The organism is Limnovirga soli, assembly GCF_013106755.1.
Lineage (GTDB): Bacteria > Bacteroidota > Bacteroidia > Chitinophagales > Chitinophagaceae > Limnovirga > Limnovirga soli.
In genome coordinates this window covers 12,650-30,910 of record NZ_WHPF01000004.1, presented here as the reverse complement: position 1 = coordinate 30,910, position 18,261 = coordinate 12,650, and the positions used below count along the sequence as shown (strand labels likewise).

Genomic DNA, 18,261 nt, shown 5'->3' with positions numbered 1-18,261 from the left:
ATAGCAGCTATGGGCAACATTACTTGCGTCGCACTCTTGTACGGTTGCCTGTATGGCAGCATATAAGGTTTGACATAAAAAAAGACCCGTGATAAAACGGGTCTCTTTAATTTATTTATGCAATAAAAGCTGCGTAAAATTACTGCTGCACAAGTGTGCGACGCAAGTAAAGCCAGGGCATGCTCATCTGCCCGGCTAAAAAATATAACCCTTATTCGGGCAGGTTTAAAATAATATTCAGCTCCTGAAACTGTTTTTCATCAATTGGGCCCGGTGCATCCAGCATTACATCGCGGCCACTGTTATTTTTAGGGAAGGCAATAAAATCTCTAATGCTTTCGCTGCCACCCAAAATAGCACATAAACGGTCAAATCCAAAAGCCAAACCGCCATGTGGTGGAGCGCCATATTCAAAAGCACCCAGCAAGAAACCAAATTTATGCATAGCTTCTTCCTCGCTCATACCCAATGCAGCAAACATTTTCTCCTGCAATGGGCGTTGAAAAATACGGATAGAACCACCACCAATTTCATTACCATTTAGCACCAGATCGTAGGCATTGGCTTTAATATTGGCATAAGGATGTTCCAGGTATTTGGCTGCATCTTCAATGTGCGGGTTATTGTTAATCATCACGTCAATATCTGCCGGTTTTGGCGATGTAAAAGGGTGATGGCGGGCTACCCAGCGGTTACCTTCCTCATCATATTCAAACAGCGGGAAATCTAATACCCACAACAATTTAAATTCTGTTTCCTTGCGGTAACCCAGTTTTTTGCCCATTTCCAGCCTAAGTTCGCTTATGGCTTTGCGGGTGCGTTCTTCGGCACCGGCAAGCATTAAAATAAGGTCGCCGGGCTGTGCCTCTGCAGCCTCGGCAATGGCTTTTAGTTTATCCTCGCTATAAAATTTATCTACGCTGCTTTTATAGGTACCATCTGCATTGCACTTAATAAACACCAAACCTTTCATGCCAATTTGAGGGCGTTTAACCCATTCGGTAAGTTCATCGGTTTGTTTGCGGGTATATTCACTGCAACCGGGTGCAGCAATGGCAATAACGGTTTCGGCATCGTCGAACACTTTAAAATCGGCACCATTTATCAGGGCAGCATTATCTGTTTTTTGTAAAAACACCGATGCCGGTTTTTTAAGGTTGCACAATTTCATACCAAAACGAATATCGGGTTTATCGTTACCAAAGTGCCACATGGCATCTTCCCAGGTCATGCGTTCTACTTTTTCCTTGTAATGCACACCCTTTACTTCATGAAATATGTGCTTGATAAGTCCTTCAAACATATGCAGAATATCTTCCTGCTCTACAAAACACATTTCGCAATCTATCTGTGTAAACTCGGGCTGGCGGTCGGCACGCAAATCCTCGTCACGAAAGCATTTTACAATCTGGTAATAGCGGTCGTACCCGCTAACCATTAACAGCTGTTTAAATGTTTGCGGACTTTGAGGCAAAGCATAAAACTGTCCGGCATTCATACGGCTAGGCACTACAAAATCACGGGCACCCTCGGGTGTAGATTTTATTAAAAATGGGGTTTCAATATCCATAAACCCTTGCTCGTGCAGGTAGTTGCGGGTAGCACGGCTAACGGCATAACGCAATTCCAGGTTTTTTTTCACGGCATTGCGACGTAAATCCAGGTAGCGGTATTTCATACGCAAATCGTCGCCACCATCGGTTTCATCGGTAATGGTAAAAGGCGGCACGGCCGATTTGTTTAAAATTTTAAAGCTGTGCACCTGCACTTCTACTTCGCCGGTAGGTATGTTGCGGTTTTTATTGCTGCGTTCCTGTACAAAGCCCTGTACCTGAATTACAAATTCGCGGCCCAGTGGGTTGGCGTCCAATTCTGGTTGTAATTGCTCGCCAAACAATAGTTGGGTAATGCCATAACGGTCTCTAAGATCAACAAAAGTAATGGCACCAAATTTTCTAATGGTTTGCACCCAGCCGGCTAATGTAATTTCTTTGTTTACATCGGTAACCCTTAACTGGCCGCAGGTATGTGTACGATACATTCTATTTTTATTTTATCTGTTTTTTATTCAATTGCGCTTGTAATGCAATGTTAGCCCGGCTAAAATACGTGTGGCATCGCCGCTTGCGTCGCACTCTTGTACTGTTGAAACCTGCCGCAGCTTCCATAAATCAAAGGCAGTTTTTCCGCCAGACTTTGCCCCCATATATTCTTCCGTACAAGAGTGCGACGCAAGTAAAGCTGCTATAGGCACCCTGCCCGGCTAAAAATACTTTAACGGGGTGCAAAGATAAGCGGATTGGGCAAAGAGGCATAACCCAATATGCTGCTAATAAATAAATTATAATGGGCTTGTGTAATTGCGTAAATAGCAGCATCTGTATTGCATACCAGACTATTATGAGAAAAATTATCCTGATTGCGCTGATGGTTTGCCCCATGGTAATGGCGGCCCAAACCAATTTAAAGGACTTAAGGAAAAAAAGCTTGTCTACTTTTGCTTATAAAATTGCCGCCGATAGTGCCGAAAAATATTTGAATGAAGATGGTATACCAGTAGACCGTTTTTTGGATGAGCAACCGTTTTATGTGTTTGCAACTGATAGCATTGATGAATTGGTATTACCTAAGGGGCACTATGTTTTAATAAATGTGCAGGATAATATGGTGGCAGCATGGATTGTTGGACGCAGCGATTTGTTTGTTTATGCTGTAAATAATCAGCACCGGGTACAATTGGAAGTACGCGATAAAAATGGCGGATCTATAAACAATGCGAGTGTTTTTGTAAATAAGAAAGCGGCCAGATACCAACCATTAGCTGGCAACTACCTTATCCCACAACGCAAGCCAGATGAGGCTTATATAAAGGTATACACCCCCACAGATACTATTTTTACCACCCTTTATGCTGATGAAGTGCTGGACAAAACCATACTGGGGCAAAGACTAAATAATTTTGGAAAAACCAGGGTTGGCACCACTATATTGTGGGCCCCAAGATATGTGTCGGGTTTATTTAAAAGCAGGCGTTATAATTACAAGACCAGGCATTTTGCCGGCTCAGCAGGTTATATGTTATTTAACCAGCCCAAGTATAAACTTACAGATACCGTACATTTTAAGGCCTTTATTGTAAGTAAACATCACCACCCTTTTAAACAACCACTAAATGTATACCTGGAATACTATAACCGGGGAACCAATAAAAGTCAATTACTTACCCAGTTAAACCCAAAGACTGCCGGCGCCTATGACTATGCATTTGCCTTAAACGATACAATGGCATATGATATTAGCTACAATATTGTTTTTAGAAACAAGGCAGGCAAACAGGTATTGCGCAATAGTTTTAAAACCGAAGACTATATACCGGATGAAATAAGTACTTATAGCTTAAACGCCTCAAAAGAAACTTATTATAGTAATGATACTTTACAATTTACTGCCAGTGCAAAAGATGCCAATGGTTTGTCTGTTTTAGATGGCAGTATACAGTTTAGCTTACTAAATTATTCCATACTGGATTTTAGTAAGGACAGCGTTTATGTACCAGATACAGTATACACCATTCGTACAACATTAAGTGCTACTGAAGAAACAGTGATTAAGATACCAGCCAATGTGGTGCCGCATGCAACTTTAAGTTTAGTTGCCAATTGCCAGTTTATAAACGCCAATAATGAAATGCATGAGGAGGAAAAGAATATTATTTATAAGCCTGAAAGCAATGAATTGGTAATTAATCAACAAAAGGATAGCGTTACTGCTACCAATATGCAAAATGGCAAAAGCCAGCAAGGGGAAGGTTATGTAGAGCTAAGTGGCGAAACCAGCAGAAGGATAAATATAACCTATCCCTTTTCTATGAAAATAGATCCCTTTGTTACTGGATATCGGTTTTACCATACGGTGAACGGTAATAAGAAAGATTCTATTGATTTTACCCTGGATAATGGTTATGAAGTTAGTTTAACCAGGATAAGCATAAAAGATTCTGTTGGGTTTGTATTGCATAACCCAAATAAAATTCCTGTAAACTATACTGTATTTGACGGAAATAAAATTATTGCCACTGGCAAAAGCGTATCCGAATATATATATTGGTTAGCTAAACCCATTCACAAAAACCGAATGTACCAGGTAAAATGGCAATATGTGTGGAATGGAGACCAGGTAGAAAAAAATCAAAATATTGCATTATTATACAAACTACTTTCTATTCAAATAAACACCAACAATACCATTTATCCGGGGCAAAAAGACAGCATAAACATAGCCGTAAAAGATTATAAAGGAAAGCCTGCGGCCCATGTAAACCTGACTGCTGCAGCTTACAATGCACAGTTAAAGAAGGATGTTCGGGTGCCCGAACCACCATACCTGCATAAATACAAACTAAGGCCCATGATAAACTATGACACGTATGAGCAGGATGATGTTTATATTACTGAAAAATACGCCTTAGGAAAACATGAAGGCTGGGTAAATAAAGCAGGTTTGGACAGCTTACTTTATTATAAGGTATTATTACCTAAAGACGGCTACCAGGATGTAGCTATACCTGTTGGGGAATTTTTGCCACAGCTTAGTGTTTTTGCTGTAAAAAATGCTATTCCACAAGAAATTTACCTGCTTTATGTAAATAGAAAACTGGTGTATTATAATGGTGCATCGGAGCAGGGAAAATATGCCTTTAACTGCCCACAAGGATATACCCAAATTGGCATTCGTTTAAAAAATCAATATATAGAAATAGACAGCATTTACCTGCAACCCAATTATAAACACGATCTGTTTTTTGATATTGAGCATTTGCCATTACAAACCAATACCACTAGCATGCCCGATACACTAACCAGCAACGAAAAATATTTGCTGCAGCATTGTATGCTTCAACTGGAAAATAATAGTATTAATAATAATAGTTATGTATGGCAAAACTCCTCCCTGGTAAAGCTTTATAAAAACGAAAGGCACCTGATTGGCCCTTTTACAAAAGGGGATAGTCTGCATTTTTTTGCACCGGGTAAATTTGATATGCATTTTAATTTTGAACCGGGGTATGAATATAATATATCCAAACAAATATTAAGGCTAGAAAAGAAACCAGTATTTGGCATTACAAAAAATGATACAAAACTACCATCAATTGCGGCTGAATGGATTATGGGGGATACAATACCAGGTTTGCCCACTATAACTTACCCACCTGCTATTATGGTGCCTTATCTTACAATTACCAACCCGGCAACACTTAATATGACAAATGCCAGCGGCACACTTTATATTAAAACAGGCGCAGATAGCTCAATAAAATATTTTGTATTACAGGGAATTGATATGCACGCTAGTATTGTATATAATGGTAGCTACCAAAAAATCAACCATATTCCGGTAGGCAAGTATCGACTGCTGCTGGTAACCAACCATTTCTTTGTTGCTGAGGCAGGGAATATTAGCATTAATTCAAATAGTACACTATGTGTAAACTTATTAAAAGCAGTTTTTGAACCCGAAAACAAATTAATAAATGATTTGATTAATGAGCAAACTAGCAGGGAGCTGGATCTCTTAAAAATATCAGAAAAAACACCAGCACAGGATGCTTATACTGTTATCAGCAATTTACCAAAAGCTATGGCAGGTAATGCTATGATAGCAGGAGAAATAACTGATAAAAAGGGAAAGCACCCTATTCCGGGTGTTACTGTTATGATAAAGGGCACTTCTACAGGAACAGTTACTGGCGGGGATGGCATGTATACTATCAATCACCTCAAGAACAGTAGATACACCTTAATAATATCTGCTGTAGGATATACCACTAAAGAGCTTGAAATAAACCTAAACGAACAAAGCTTAGTTACTGCAAATGCTGTATTAGACATGTCAGTTCAATATTTGCAGGAAGTAGTTGTTACAGGGTATGGCACGGCAAAAAAAAGAGAGCTAACAGGATCTGTAATTTCTATTAGAGAAAAAGAATTATCCTTTCCATTTGCTACGAATAATATGCTTGCAGGCAAAGTGGCAGGTGTTACGGTGAATGGCAATCCTGGCGGCAGTAACAGGATTAGTATACGAGGCGCTAACACTATAACCGGCGAAAATGCACCATTATACATTATTGATGGAATTGCTTACGATCAATTACCCGATTTTATACGCCCTGAGCAGCTAAACGATATCACTGTTCTAAAAGGAGCCGAAGCTACCGCTATTTATGGTTCACGTGCCAGTAATGGGGTAATACTTATTGCTACCAAAAACAAAACCTTACGCACCATTTTCCGGGATTATGCTTTTTGGGAACCCGAACTGGAAACGGATAAAAATGGAAAAGCCGGATTTGCTGTAACATATCCTGACAACATCACAGGATGGGATATTTATGTATTGGCAATGGATAAAAAATTAAGAACAGGTAAATCTACTTTGTTTATAAAATCCTTTAAGCCATTACTGGCACAACAAAATTTGCCATCATTTTTATTAGAAGGAGACTCATCATCTATTATTACCAAAGCATTTAATTATACCAATGATAGTTATGGCATCAATACCATTTTCCATACTAATAAAAACCAGGATCGTACAGACCAAAAAAACATTGCAGCACAATCTTCCATAATAACGCCCTACAATATTATTGCCGACAATACAGATACCATAAAAACATCTTTTAGTTTAAAAACAAGCACCGGATTTACTGACGGGGAAGAAAAAAGCATACCCGTATTAAAAAAAGGAACAGAAGAATACAAAGGCAATTTTATGGTTTTAATAAAAGATACTGCATTTAGTTTTACCGGTGACACTACTGCTGCAACATTGAATATAACGGCTACTAATAACAGTATTGACCTATTGTTACAGGAACTGGCTCATGTAAAAGAATATCCTTATTTCTGTATGGAACAAACAGCTTCCAAATTACAGGGCCTGTTAATGGAACAAACTATAAATGAAAACCTGCACAAGCCTTCAAATAATCAAAAACAAATTGAACAATTAATACAAAAAATACAAAAAGAACAATTATTTGATGGCGGGTGGAGTTGGTGGGGAGGCGGCAAGGCTGATTATTATATTACCAACTATGTAATTAATGCGCTGCTTATGTTAAACAAAGATCCCCTGGTACAAAACAATATCAGGAATGGGTTATTGTTTTTACAAAACAACCTGTCTTTATTTAATAAAGATGTACTGCTTACCTCACTTTGTACTATGGCCGCTGCCAATCATCAAATGGATTATACACCATGGATTAAAACAATACAGTATGATTCACTTTCACAATACCAGCAGTGGAAGTATATAAGCTTGATGCAAAGCTTACAAATACCGCATAACACCATTTTAGAACAGATAACAGCTAAAGCAATTAATGGTATATTGGGCGATGTACATTGGGGAACCGATAATTATCATTGGTATAATAATAATATAGCCACTACCATTGTTGCCTACAAAGTATTGGCTAATGAAAAGGATTTTGCCCATATGCTGCCTGCCATTATACAATATTTTCTTTCGCAGCGAACCAATGGTTATTGGAGAAATACAGTAGAAAGCGCAGCCATTACCAATGCAATACTGCCATTTGTTTTACAGCAAAATAATTCATTTACCGATAAAGCTTCTATTCAAATTAGTGGCGATTCGAGTATAACTATTAGTAAATTTCCTGCACAGTTTAGTTTAGATGCTACCAAAGAATGGCAATGTAAAAAAACTGGTGGAGGCATAACTTATTTAAGCATCTATCAGCATTATTGGAATAATGCACCCGCTGCTGTAACTACCCATTTTAGCATAGAAAGTCATTTTGAAAAAAATAAACAAACCATTAGCACCTTACAAAGTGGCGAAAAAGTAAATATGGAAATTTCGATGTTTGTTAAGGAAGAGGCCGAGTATGTTATGCTGGAAATTCCCATACCTGCCGGATGTGTATATACCACCAAAACACAAGACGACTGGAATATACACAAGGAGTTTTTTAAAAATAAGGTGGTGATGTTTATACCCTACTTAAGCAAAGGAAAACATGTGTTTAGCATACCATTAGAAACCAGGTTTGCAGGTAAATTTACAATTAACCCGGCAACAGCTTCTTTGATGTATTTCCCTGTTTTGTTTGGCCGAAATAGTAGTAGCAGCGTGATAATTACCCCAAACCAATAACAAAAATTATTTGGCAATTATTCTTTCTACCGCTTGCTTTAGGCTGCGCAGTATTACTGCAGTACAAGTGTGCGACGCAAGAAAAGTTGAATTAACAATAAACAGTCCGGTCAACAATTGACAACTAGTTTTGATAAACGCATAAAAGCGCAAGGCCTTATATTTGCAGCATGTTTGCAAGCAACCAAAGCCCACGCAAAGCACGTATAGCAGTAAGTACCTTTTTTTTCATGTCTGGACTTTGCTTTGCCAGCTGGGCATCGCGTATACCCGATATTCAGCGCCATTTGCAATTAAACGAAGGGCAACTGGGATCGGTTTTATTTGCATTGCCGGTTGGATCTATGCTTTGTTTACCCATTTCTGGTGTATTGGTTACCAAATTCTCCTCCAGACTGGTAATGATTTTTGGCACTATTTTCTATGCCTGTTTATTATGCAGTATTGGCCTTGTAACCAGCACATGGCAATTGGTTAGCATTTTATTTTTCTTTGGTATGACGGGCAACCTGATGAATATTTCAATGAACACGCAGGCCGTTGGTGTGGAGATTTTATATAAACGCTCGGTAATGGCCTCCTTCCATGGATTATGGAGTCTGGCCGGTTTTAGCGGCGCCGCATTGGGTACTTTTTTGGTTGCCCGCAACATTAGTCCTTTATTTCATTTTATACTGGTGGGCTTACTAATTATATTGCTGATTATCATTGTTTTCAGGTTTGCCCTAAAGCAAGATATGCAACAAGAAAAAAAACAGTCACTTTTTACCTTACCCCATAAATCGCTGGTAAACCTGGGCATTATTTCTTTTTGCTGTATGGCATGCGAAGGTTGTATGTTCGACTGGAGTGGCATTTATTTTAGAAAGGAAGTACATGCACCCGATAACCTGGTAACTGTTGGCTATACCGTTTTTATGGCCACCATGGCCAGTGGCCGGTTTATTGCCGATAGGCTGGTAACAAAACTGGGTTTAAAAACCACGTTACAAATTAGCGGTACACTTATCGCATCGGGTTTATCAGTGGCGGTAATATTTCCCGATTTTTATATGGCTACGGCAGGCTTTTTTTTAACGGGCCTTGGCGTATCCTCAGTGGTGCCATTGGTGTATGGACTTGCCGGAAAATCAAAGGTAATGAACCCCAGCATGGCACTGGCTGCAGTGTCAACCATTGGCTTTTTGGGCTTTTTATTTGGTCCGCCGGTAATTGGTTATATAGCACAGGCGCTCAACCTGCGCTGGTCATTCGGGCTAATGGCTATTCTAGGTTTTGGCACAGCATTACTGGCGTCAAAGGCAGAGGAAGCCACTGCCGCACCCGTTATTGTATAATGCTACTGTTGGTAGCAGGCAATAGTAAATTTTGGGATCGTAGGTTGTTTTGTATTTGCTGCTTCGTCACTCAAATACCTCACTTGTACGTTCCACTTTCATAGCAACAAAAAGCGAAACGCAAACCATGATTCTTACTGCTATTCCTATGCCCAGAAAATAAAAATGACCACCATTTTCAAAGTAGTAAAACAAGCTTTCCAAAATGTTACAGCTGTTGTCTCTTTTATATTTTTTTTCACGCCGCGTTAAATAAAATCTAATTGCCTTTCAAAAAAAGAAATCCACCCAAAACTGGCGAAGGAATTGCATTAGTACAGGTATAAGCAAAAAATTATTCAGCAACAAAAACATCACATCATGAAAACATTATTACACACTACCACTTTTATACTTCTAACTTTTATGTTTACCAGTTGCATAAAAGTAGTTAATACACCACAGCCAGTTATATCTCCTCTTGCAGGTTCATGGGTATTAACCAGTGCCCAGGAAGGCGATGCCAACGGATGGAGCCTGTTTTATGCAGGCGTAGAAAACGGCATTTTTGATTTGTACAACGATGGTGCTGCCACTTACAGCGAAACCAATACCACCATGCAAGGCAGCTGGTATATAAACAATGTTAACAGCAGTTATTATGATGAGTACGGTCGTTTTTACAATGGCCCACACCAGCAGTTAACCATTCATGTAAGTAACAATAGTTCGCATAGCAGCATAGATTTAAACTTTGATTATGTTTATGTTTATGGCAGCCGTTTTGTAGCCACCTATTTTAATGGCACCTATATAGAACGTTACTACTTTGATATTTACTAGGAAATACCTTACAACCAACATGAATGTTGCAGTAAAACAACCCTTATTGTTTGCTGCAACATTTTTTTATGCCAGCCACTGTTAATTGCGCTATTGCTGCCATTAAATCAGAAAGTACAAGAGTGCGACGCAAGTAAAGCTGCACAAAGCTCACATGGCCCGGTTAATAAATAAAAGCATACCCTAATTGCTTCTAACAAGTCCATTTTTTTAAACAGGCCCCTGCCCTATCTTTGTACCTAAACACAGCCTTATGAACGAACATTTTGTACAACGCATTACCAACGAATTAAAAGAAATTGAAACTGCCGGACTGTTTAAAAAAGAACGCATAATAACCAGTGAGCAGGGACCAGAAATTATAGTAAATGGCAAAACCGTACTTAATTTTTGTGCCAATAACTATCTGGGCCTTTCTTCACATCCTAAAGTAATTGAAGCTGCACATAAAGCTATTGACAGCCATGGCTATGGCATGAGCAGCGTACGCTTTATTTGCGGCACACAAGACATACACAAGGAACTGGAACAAAAAATTGCCGGTTTTCTGGGCACAGAAGATACCATCTTATACGCCGCCGCATTTGATGCCAATGGCGGAGTATTTGAACCTTTGTTTAATGAACAGGATGCCATTATAAGTGATGCATTAAACCACGCTTCTATTATTGACGGGGTGCGTTTATGCAAAGCCCAACGTTACCGTTACGAGCATAACAATATGGCCGACCTGGAAACCAAACTTCAGGAAACTGCATCATGCCGTAGCCGTATTATTGTTACCGATGGCTCATTTAGCATGGATGGCACCATAGCTCAATTACATACTATTTGCGACCTGGCAGATAAATACAATGCTATTGTAATGATTGATGAATGCCATAGCTCAGGTTTTTTGGGTAAAACCGGTCGGGGTACCCATGAATACCGTGGCGTAATGGGACGTATTGATATTATAACCGGCACTTTAGGTAAGGCATTGGGTGGAGCCAGCGGGGGCTTTACCAGTGGCCGCAAAGAAATTGTTGAACTGCTAAGACAACGCAGCCGTCCTTACCTGTTTTCCAATACAGTAGCCCCCAGCATTGTAGGTGCATCCATTGCGGTACTGGATATGCTTACTGAGACCACAGCATTAAGGGATAAACTGGAATACAATACCACCTATTTCCGTACAAAAATGACAGCTGCCGGTTTTGATATTAAACCCGGAGACCACCCCATTGTACCCATTATGTTGTATGATGCTGTTGTGGCCCAAAACTTTGCTGCCAAACTATTGGATGAAGGTATTTATGTTATTGGTTTCTTTTACCCGGTTGTGGCAAAAGGATTGGCCCGTATAAGGGTACAACTAAGTGCTGCGCACGAACAGGCGCATTTAGACAAGGCTATAGCTGCCTTTACAAAAGTGGGAAAGGAATTAGGTGTTTTAAAATAGCAACATAAAAAAGAGCCTCCCTTACAGAGGCTCTTTTTTTTATAGTGATTGTGTAAAGCAGGTTTATCTGTGCACCTTAAATGCCCCATTGGTTATTTCATAAATTAAGGGCACAGCCACACCCCCAAGCCCCAAAACACTTTGTGTAGAACCACTAAAAGTGCCGGCTACATATTTATCTGTAATGTTGGTAAACCTTATTTGTACATTGGCCACATCCTGCAAAGAAGGACTGGAGTATTGGTTACCTAATGCATTAAAATAAGCAAGTGTAGCCTGATAAGTATTGCCCAGCAATTGATTGGTATAGGTATGGACAGTATCAATTGCTAATGAATCATTTACATACATGGTAATTCTGCTAATGGATGCAACCAGTCCTTCCTGCCCTTCTACATTGGCTGAATATAAAACACTGCCCGGCACCGTAAAAAAACTGGCCCTGGCTACCATATTAAATTGCTTTTCATCCCCATTGGCATTAAACCTGATAAAATATACATTGGTATCTTTTTGGGGAATAATAATGGTATCGGGTACATCATCAATGGTAGTATCAGTGTGTATGGTATCTATTGGTACAATAATGCCGGTTTGCGGTTCCTGAAGTTCCCGCTGGCATGATATACATACCATACTACTTATAAAAATCAGGGCTATAAAATAATATACAAGCTTGTTGGTGTGCATTATGGCAATTATGTATCGCTAAATTAATAGAATAAAACGCAAATTTATGCCTGGTGGTTGTGTGACCACCAGCAAAAACACAAATTATATCTATTGCGCCTTAAATCTTATGCAAAGTTTTTTACACAAAGTATTTTTAGCAGCATATCTGTAATAGCTTTGCGCAAATTTTTTAGCATGAACAAATTGGTACTATATTTATCATTATTACTTATTATGGGCTTTAATGCCTGTACCCCCAATAATGTAGTAGAAGACAATAGCATTAAACATTTTTTCGACGAAAATAAGGTTAACGGCACATTTGCCATTTTTGATAATGCACAAGGCATTTTCAATGTGTACAATCTTAACCGATATAAAGATTCTACTTATTTACCCGCCTCTACCTTTAAAATCATTAATGGATTAATTGGCATAGAAACCGGAAAGATTATTAATGAAAGAATGGTGATCCCCTGGGATGGCGTTTCCCGCAGACCCGAATGGGATAAAGACCTAACTATGGCAGAAGCCTTCAAGGTGTCGGCCGTTCCCTATTTTCAGGAAATAGCCCGCCGTATTGGTAAGGACACGATGCAACATTGGATAGACTCGCTGGGTATTGGCTCCCGATATAACAAATTTACCATAACCAATAACCTGGATACTTTCTGGCTGGACAATACCCTCCAAGTTACACCGGACGAAGAATTGGGTATCGTAAAAAAATTATACTTTAATCAACTACCATTCCAGGGCCGCACACAGGATATTATTAAAAAACTCATGGAGCAGGAAAACAATGCCAATTACCGGCTTAGCTATAAAACCGGATTGGGCACCAGCAAAAATGGGAATACCATTGGCTGGGTTACCGGTTGGATTGAAGAAAACAAACACGTTTACCCCTTTGTCTTAAATATCGAGGGGCCTCAGGATGCAGATTTATCCGCCACCCGTATCATTATTTTAAAAGGTATTTTAAAACAATCAGGTTTTTTCGAGGGCAAAAAATAAAAACAATTTGCCCGGTTAAATAGCATTTATTGGCCCGGCAAAACTTATTAATTGGGCATTACTTGCGTCGCACTCTTGTACGGTTGTCTATATGGCAACATAGGGCAAAGGCCTGTGATTACCTGTTTTGTGCTATTATTTATAATCCGGCGCAATCAGCAATTTAATCAGGCATAACCTATAAATATTGGGGAGAAAATATTGGATAATTCCAACAACTGTGGCTTTTAATACAGGGGCAATTTGCAGAACAGTTATCGCTATTTTCATTTGGATGAACGTGCTGGCAGATATAAACCGCTAATGGCAAATACCTATTTTACATTTAAACAGTTTACCATCCATCAGGCCAAGTGCGCCATGAAAGTATGCACTGATGCCTGTTTATTTGGGGCCTGGGCTGCAACACAGCTACAAAACCAGGTGGCCGAGCCTTTTAAAGTACTTGACATTGGCACCGGCACCGGTTTATTAACCCTAATGCTGGCACAGCAACTTAATCAATGCCATATAGATGCCGTTGAAATAGAAAAACAAGCTGCCGGGCAAGCTGCTGAAAATATACAGGCTTCACCTTGGGCGGATCAAATACAAGTTTGGCAAAACACTATACAGGATTTCGCAAAAAACAAAGCCCCACATTGCTACAATACCATTATTTGCAACCCACCTTTTTATGAACACGATTTAAAAAGCAATAGTAACTCACGTAACCTTGCGTTACACAGCCATGCATTGGATTTTGCAGAATTGTTGCATATTACAGCCAAATTACTGGCAAAGGATGGTGTATTTTTTATATTAATTCCATTTGCCCGCACAAACGAACTGCTGGAAATAGCTGCTACAAATAAATTGTATGTCCAACAATTTATTGGGGTGAAACAAACACCCAAACATGGCTATTTTAGGGCTATGATACAATTTGGGTTTACCAAACCCAATGCACCGGCAGATGAACAAAGTATTACCATAAAAAACACGGATAATACTTATACTACCGATTTTATACAGTTGCTACAACCCTATTACCTGTATTTATAGTATTTATTGCGTGAGGGATAGCAGCGTAAAGCCCGCAGCGCAGCGAGGACTTGCAGCGTATAGCCCGACCCGCCAGGGGCACGCCCAAATAATACTCTTTTTTAGAAATAATTTATTCCCAGTTAGTTGCCCATACAAAATAAGGACGGTAACTATCTGCATTGCTGTACAAGCCTGCACTTGTTTGAGAGTTGGCGCAATAACCCACCAGTAACTGATTGTTTTGATTTAACTCGATATGAGCACTTGCATTGTACGTCCACAATGGCACAGAACCCGCCAATTGAGGGGTAGTATATATTAATCTTTTTCTGGTAAATGGACCTGTAGGACTTTGGGCATCCCAGATATAGATATTGGGCCCTAGCAAATTCTCTTGCGATACCAGGTAATACTTACCCTGATTTTTGAAAAACGAAAACGACTCAGAAACGCCGCCCTGCATGCGTTTGCTAAGCAAAGGATCGTTAATCCAATTGGTACCGTCAAAATAAGTTACGCTGCTTAAAGGTGTGGATTTAGGCGTACGTGCAATATGAATGAATTTATTGTACTGGGTACTTTCGGTACCATAGAGATAAATATAATCGTCATCGTTTTCCATGGCTGCACCGGCCCAGTTAATAAAATCGCCGGTACTAAAAGGGGTAATTTGTTGAATGGTTAAATCAGGATAGTTTAGAATGGCTACATCTACTCCCGTTACTTTAAAGGCAAAAGATCCAGTGCCTGAGGTTGGTTTTATTTTATCAAGAAAAACATATACCTGGGTTTTGGCAGTATTCATAAAAGTAAATACAGGCCAATAATAGCTTTTACCCGTAGCCTGAAAATAGGGCTGCGGATTTTTAGCAGTACCCTTTTTATAGGTAGTAAAATTGCCGCCTGCCGCATCCATGGTTACCATGGTATTATGAATAAAGCCGGTAACGGGTCTTTTTCTGTTGGGGTAAACGGTATCTACAAAAGAATCGCCAAATAGCCATAAAGAACGGCCATCAGGTAGTTTGTAGGATACGGCCTGGTCGCCGCCTGTCCACCCACCACCGTAACGCGTAAATACACTATCCCAGTAACTTGCTTTTACCGAAGTAATGGGCGTTGCCACATTATTGCTGGCATCGCTGCTTACCGCTTTAACCTCAATATCCTTTTTGCAGGAAAAAAATACCACCGTAAGGGCTACCAGTAAAATTGATGTACGCATATAATAAAATAAGGCAACTAAAGTAGCACATATAAACAGCCAAAAATATTAAAATATGTCGTTGATTTTTAATGTGCTGCGTAATCTGTCAGGTAGTTGAAATGGGGTGTTAGACTACCATTTTTTAATATAGTGGCCCTATCTATTACCACACTGCCATTACCCAATAAATCGGGTAGAATATGTTTAATTAACTGCTCGCCAAAAAAACGACTGGCATCGCGGGGTAATTCATTGGGTAAGTTGCCCACGGCCATAACATCTATACTGCCGGGTAAATAAGGTGCTGTTTTTACACCGGTTAGCCTATCAACCCCATAAATGGGATCATCAATGGTGGCATCGCCCAGGTTGCAGGGTACGCTGCCAAATGCATCGTCAGTAATATCTGCAATAGATTGAATTCTAAAGGCCGGGCTATGCAATGCCTCCATTTCAAAAAGGCGCGGTGCAGCTTTATCCCAGTAAATGCCATTCATCAGCACATCAGTTTCGCTGCAGAAAGGTTCAAACAAACAATCATAATCAGCAGCATTTTCATGAAAATGCTCTCTTTTATATTGGCCAGTTTCTTTATGGCGGTATAAATCAGCGCCTTTTAAATGGGTGTATACAGGGTAAGAAAACTGCTTTTGCAGGTACTCATCCGGCTCCACTTCCTGCACATCCATCAGGTTCATTACTTCAATAATACCATGGGCAACGCGACCACTGCCGGTAACAGCCACTTTTATGTTGGGTAGTTTAAGGCCAAAGTAAGTGTGTATTAACTCCCGATAATCTTTGCTTTTATGCACCCTGCCCAAACTAAATTCACCTGTTCTGTTACCATAAGCCATTATGCCATTATGGGCACCAACAATGCCGGCAAAAAATCCAAAACCAATAATGCGCTGTCCATCTGCATGCTCCAGACATTCATAATCAATCAGGGTAATATTGCGGTCCATCATGGCATGCATTAGACCCTGGTTATATGGTTGCTTTTTTTTGGTGTGCGAGAAAAACAGATAGGTTTTATTGGGTATTAACATATGCACCGGCACTTCTTTAATGCCTAACAGCATATCGCAGTTGCTTAGATCTTCTTTTAAAATCACGCCAGCCTGTTCATATTCTTTATTGGTAAAACTTCTGTTATTGCTTGGCTGGGCAAAAATGGAGATGTTGGTACTGTTTTTCTGTATCCATTTGCATTGGGCCGGAGTAAGTGCCACCCGATTATCTGCAGGTATTTTCCCTTCTCTTATTAATCCAATAACTAACATTCGTTCTTATTTTTTAGAATTGCAAAGTAAAGTAATTTTAGTTAGTGCCGGGGCTAATATCAACTGTATTGTTTATAAAAGCTGCTAACAGCCTTTTAGGTAACCAACAGCAGAACAATTATATGGCATTACTTGCGTCGCACACTGCATCGTTCTTCCCTTGTGGCAGCTAAGAATAAAGTTGGAAAGGAATGGATAGCTACAAATCATACCGCTTGTAGTAAGCAAACAGACCGGTTTTTAACATAAAGGCCACTTACATATAATGGCTATTGGCCATACTTAACTAATTTTACATTTCCGGCAAACGGGGCCAGCATAAAGGTTTTTACATATTTATTTTTAACACATGAATTATTTCGAGTTATTTGGTTTACCTGTACAGTTGGTAGTAGATAAAAGCACCATCAGCAAACAATACTTTTTACTGCAAAAAAAATATCATCCAGATTTTTATACGCAATCCGGCGAAGACGAGCAAACAGATATGCTGGAACAATCGGCATTGATAAACAAAGCCTATAAAACCTTACAACAGCCGGATGCTACTATACAGTATGTATTGCAACTGCACGGTTTAATAGAAGTGGAAGAAAAATACCAGCTCTCCAATAGTTTTTTAATGGAGATGATGGATATTAATGAACAACTAATGGAAGCAAGCATGGAGGAAGATGCTACCAAAAAAGCAGCCATTCAACAAGAATTACAAAACATTCAAGAAGCCATATATGCACCTGTTAAAGAGATTATTGAACATTATACGGACGGTGTTTCTACCAAAGAAGAACTGTTGCAAGTAAAAGATTACTACTATAAGAAAAAATATCTTAGCCGTATTTTGGCTGGATTAAAATAGCGTAGTAATATTGCACCCCGGTTAAAAATGCATGCAAATGCAAAATACCGTTGCGAAAGCGCCCAGATGGCGGAATTGGTAGACGCGCTAGACTCAAAATCTGGTTATCGCAAGGTAGTGCAGGTTCGATTCCTGTTCTGGGCACTGTTTTAAAGCCGTTCAATTGAACGGCTTTTTTATTACTAAAACATTTAAAAAAATAGCTTTAAATGTTTTCAGCAATGCTACTTTAATGTCGCAGCAGGGGACTATTATCGCATTTAAAAATACTTGTTTGACCGGGCGCTAGTTTTTTAATATGCTAAAAAATTAACTTGTATTGTAAGAAAATGTTTTTATTTTCAAACACTATAAAAATCCCTATCCACTTAAGACTTCCGCCTTCGTTCGCAGAATCTTTT

At 39.4% G+C, this 18,261-nt stretch carries 11 protein-coding genes and 1 tRNA gene; 8 read left to right on the top strand and 4 right to left on the bottom strand.

The window, feature by feature from the left end:
- Window positions 1-211: 211 nt before the first annotated feature.
- Window positions 212-2,041, bottom strand: coding sequence for an aspartate--tRNA ligase (gene aspS / locus GD597_RS05840; protein WP_171606895.1), 1,830 nt, complete (start codon window positions 2,039-2,041; stop codon window positions 212-214).
- Window positions 2,042-2,400: 359 nt separating this feature from the next.
- Between aspS and GD597_RS05835 the strand changes: the two genes are divergently transcribed.
- The 4 genes from GD597_RS05835 to kbl all read left to right on the top strand — a co-directional run bounded on the left by GD597_RS05835 (window position 2,401) and on the right by kbl (window position 11,793).
- On the top strand, window positions 2,401-8,193 hold the full coding sequence (locus tag GD597_RS05835) for a carboxypeptidase-like regulatory domain-containing protein (RefSeq protein WP_171606894.1): 5,793 nt from the start codon (window positions 2,401-2,403) through the stop codon (window positions 8,191-8,193).
- 230 nt (window positions 8,194-8,423) lie between these two features.
- Entirely contained in the window at window positions 8,424-9,530 is a 1,107-nt protein-coding gene (locus GD597_RS05830; protein ID WP_171606893.1) for an MFS transporter, read from the top strand.
- 360 nt (window positions 9,531-9,890) lie between these two features.
- Complete coding sequence (locus tag GD597_RS05825; RefSeq protein ID WP_171606892.1) at window positions 9,891-10,352, top strand: hypothetical protein; 462 nt, start codon at window positions 9,891-9,893, stop codon at window positions 10,350-10,352.
- A 253-nt stretch (window positions 10,353-10,605) separates the two neighbouring features.
- Window positions 10,606-11,793 carry a glycine C-acetyltransferase gene (gene kbl, locus GD597_RS05820; protein ID WP_171606891.1) on the top strand — a complete coding sequence of 396 codons (1,188 nt, stop codon included), beginning with the start codon at window positions 10,606-10,608 and terminating at the stop codon, window positions 11,791-11,793.
- A gap of 63 nt (window positions 11,794-11,856) precedes the next feature.
- On the opposite strand, the gene GD597_RS05815 is transcribed toward kbl, so the two are convergent.
- Entirely contained in the window at window positions 11,857-12,429 is a 573-nt protein-coding gene (locus GD597_RS05815) for a hypothetical protein (RefSeq protein WP_171606890.1), read from the bottom strand.
- A 231-nt stretch (window positions 12,430-12,660) separates the two neighbouring features.
- Here GD597_RS05815 and GD597_RS05810 point away from each other — a divergent pair, with 231 nt between their 5' ends.
- On the top strand, window positions 12,661-13,482 hold the full coding sequence (locus GD597_RS05810; protein ID WP_171606889.1) for a class D beta-lactamase: 822 nt from the start codon (window positions 12,661-12,663) through the stop codon (window positions 13,480-13,482).
- Between the two features lie 303 nt (window positions 13,483-13,785).
- Window positions 13,786-14,526, top strand: coding sequence for a tRNA1(Val) (adenine(37)-N6)-methyltransferase (locus GD597_RS05805; protein WP_171606888.1), 741 nt, complete (start codon window positions 13,786-13,788; stop codon window positions 14,524-14,526).
- A gap of 112 nt (window positions 14,527-14,638) precedes the next feature.
- Here GD597_RS05805 and GD597_RS05800 read toward each other — a convergent pair whose 3' ends face one another.
- On the bottom strand, window positions 14,639-15,733 hold the full coding sequence (locus GD597_RS05800; RefSeq protein WP_171606887.1) for a DUF5005 domain-containing protein: 1,095 nt from the start codon (window positions 15,731-15,733) through the stop codon (window positions 14,639-14,641).
- Window positions 15,734-15,801: 68 nt separating this feature from the next.
- On the bottom strand, window positions 15,802-17,001 hold the full coding sequence (locus GD597_RS05795; protein WP_171606886.1) for an NAD(P)-dependent oxidoreductase: 1,200 nt from the start codon (window positions 16,999-17,001) through the stop codon (window positions 15,802-15,804).
- A gap of 349 nt (window positions 17,002-17,350) precedes the next feature.
- On the opposite strand from GD597_RS05795, the gene hscB reads away from it, so the two are divergent.
- Window positions 17,351-17,860, top strand: coding sequence for a Fe-S protein assembly co-chaperone HscB (gene hscB, locus GD597_RS05790; protein ID WP_171606885.1), 510 nt, complete (start codon window positions 17,351-17,353; stop codon window positions 17,858-17,860).
- A 60-nt stretch (window positions 17,861-17,920) separates the two neighbouring features.
- A tRNA-Leu gene (locus tag GD597_RS05785) sits at window positions 17,921-18,004 on the top strand.
- Window positions 18,005-18,261 lie beyond the last annotated feature (257 nt).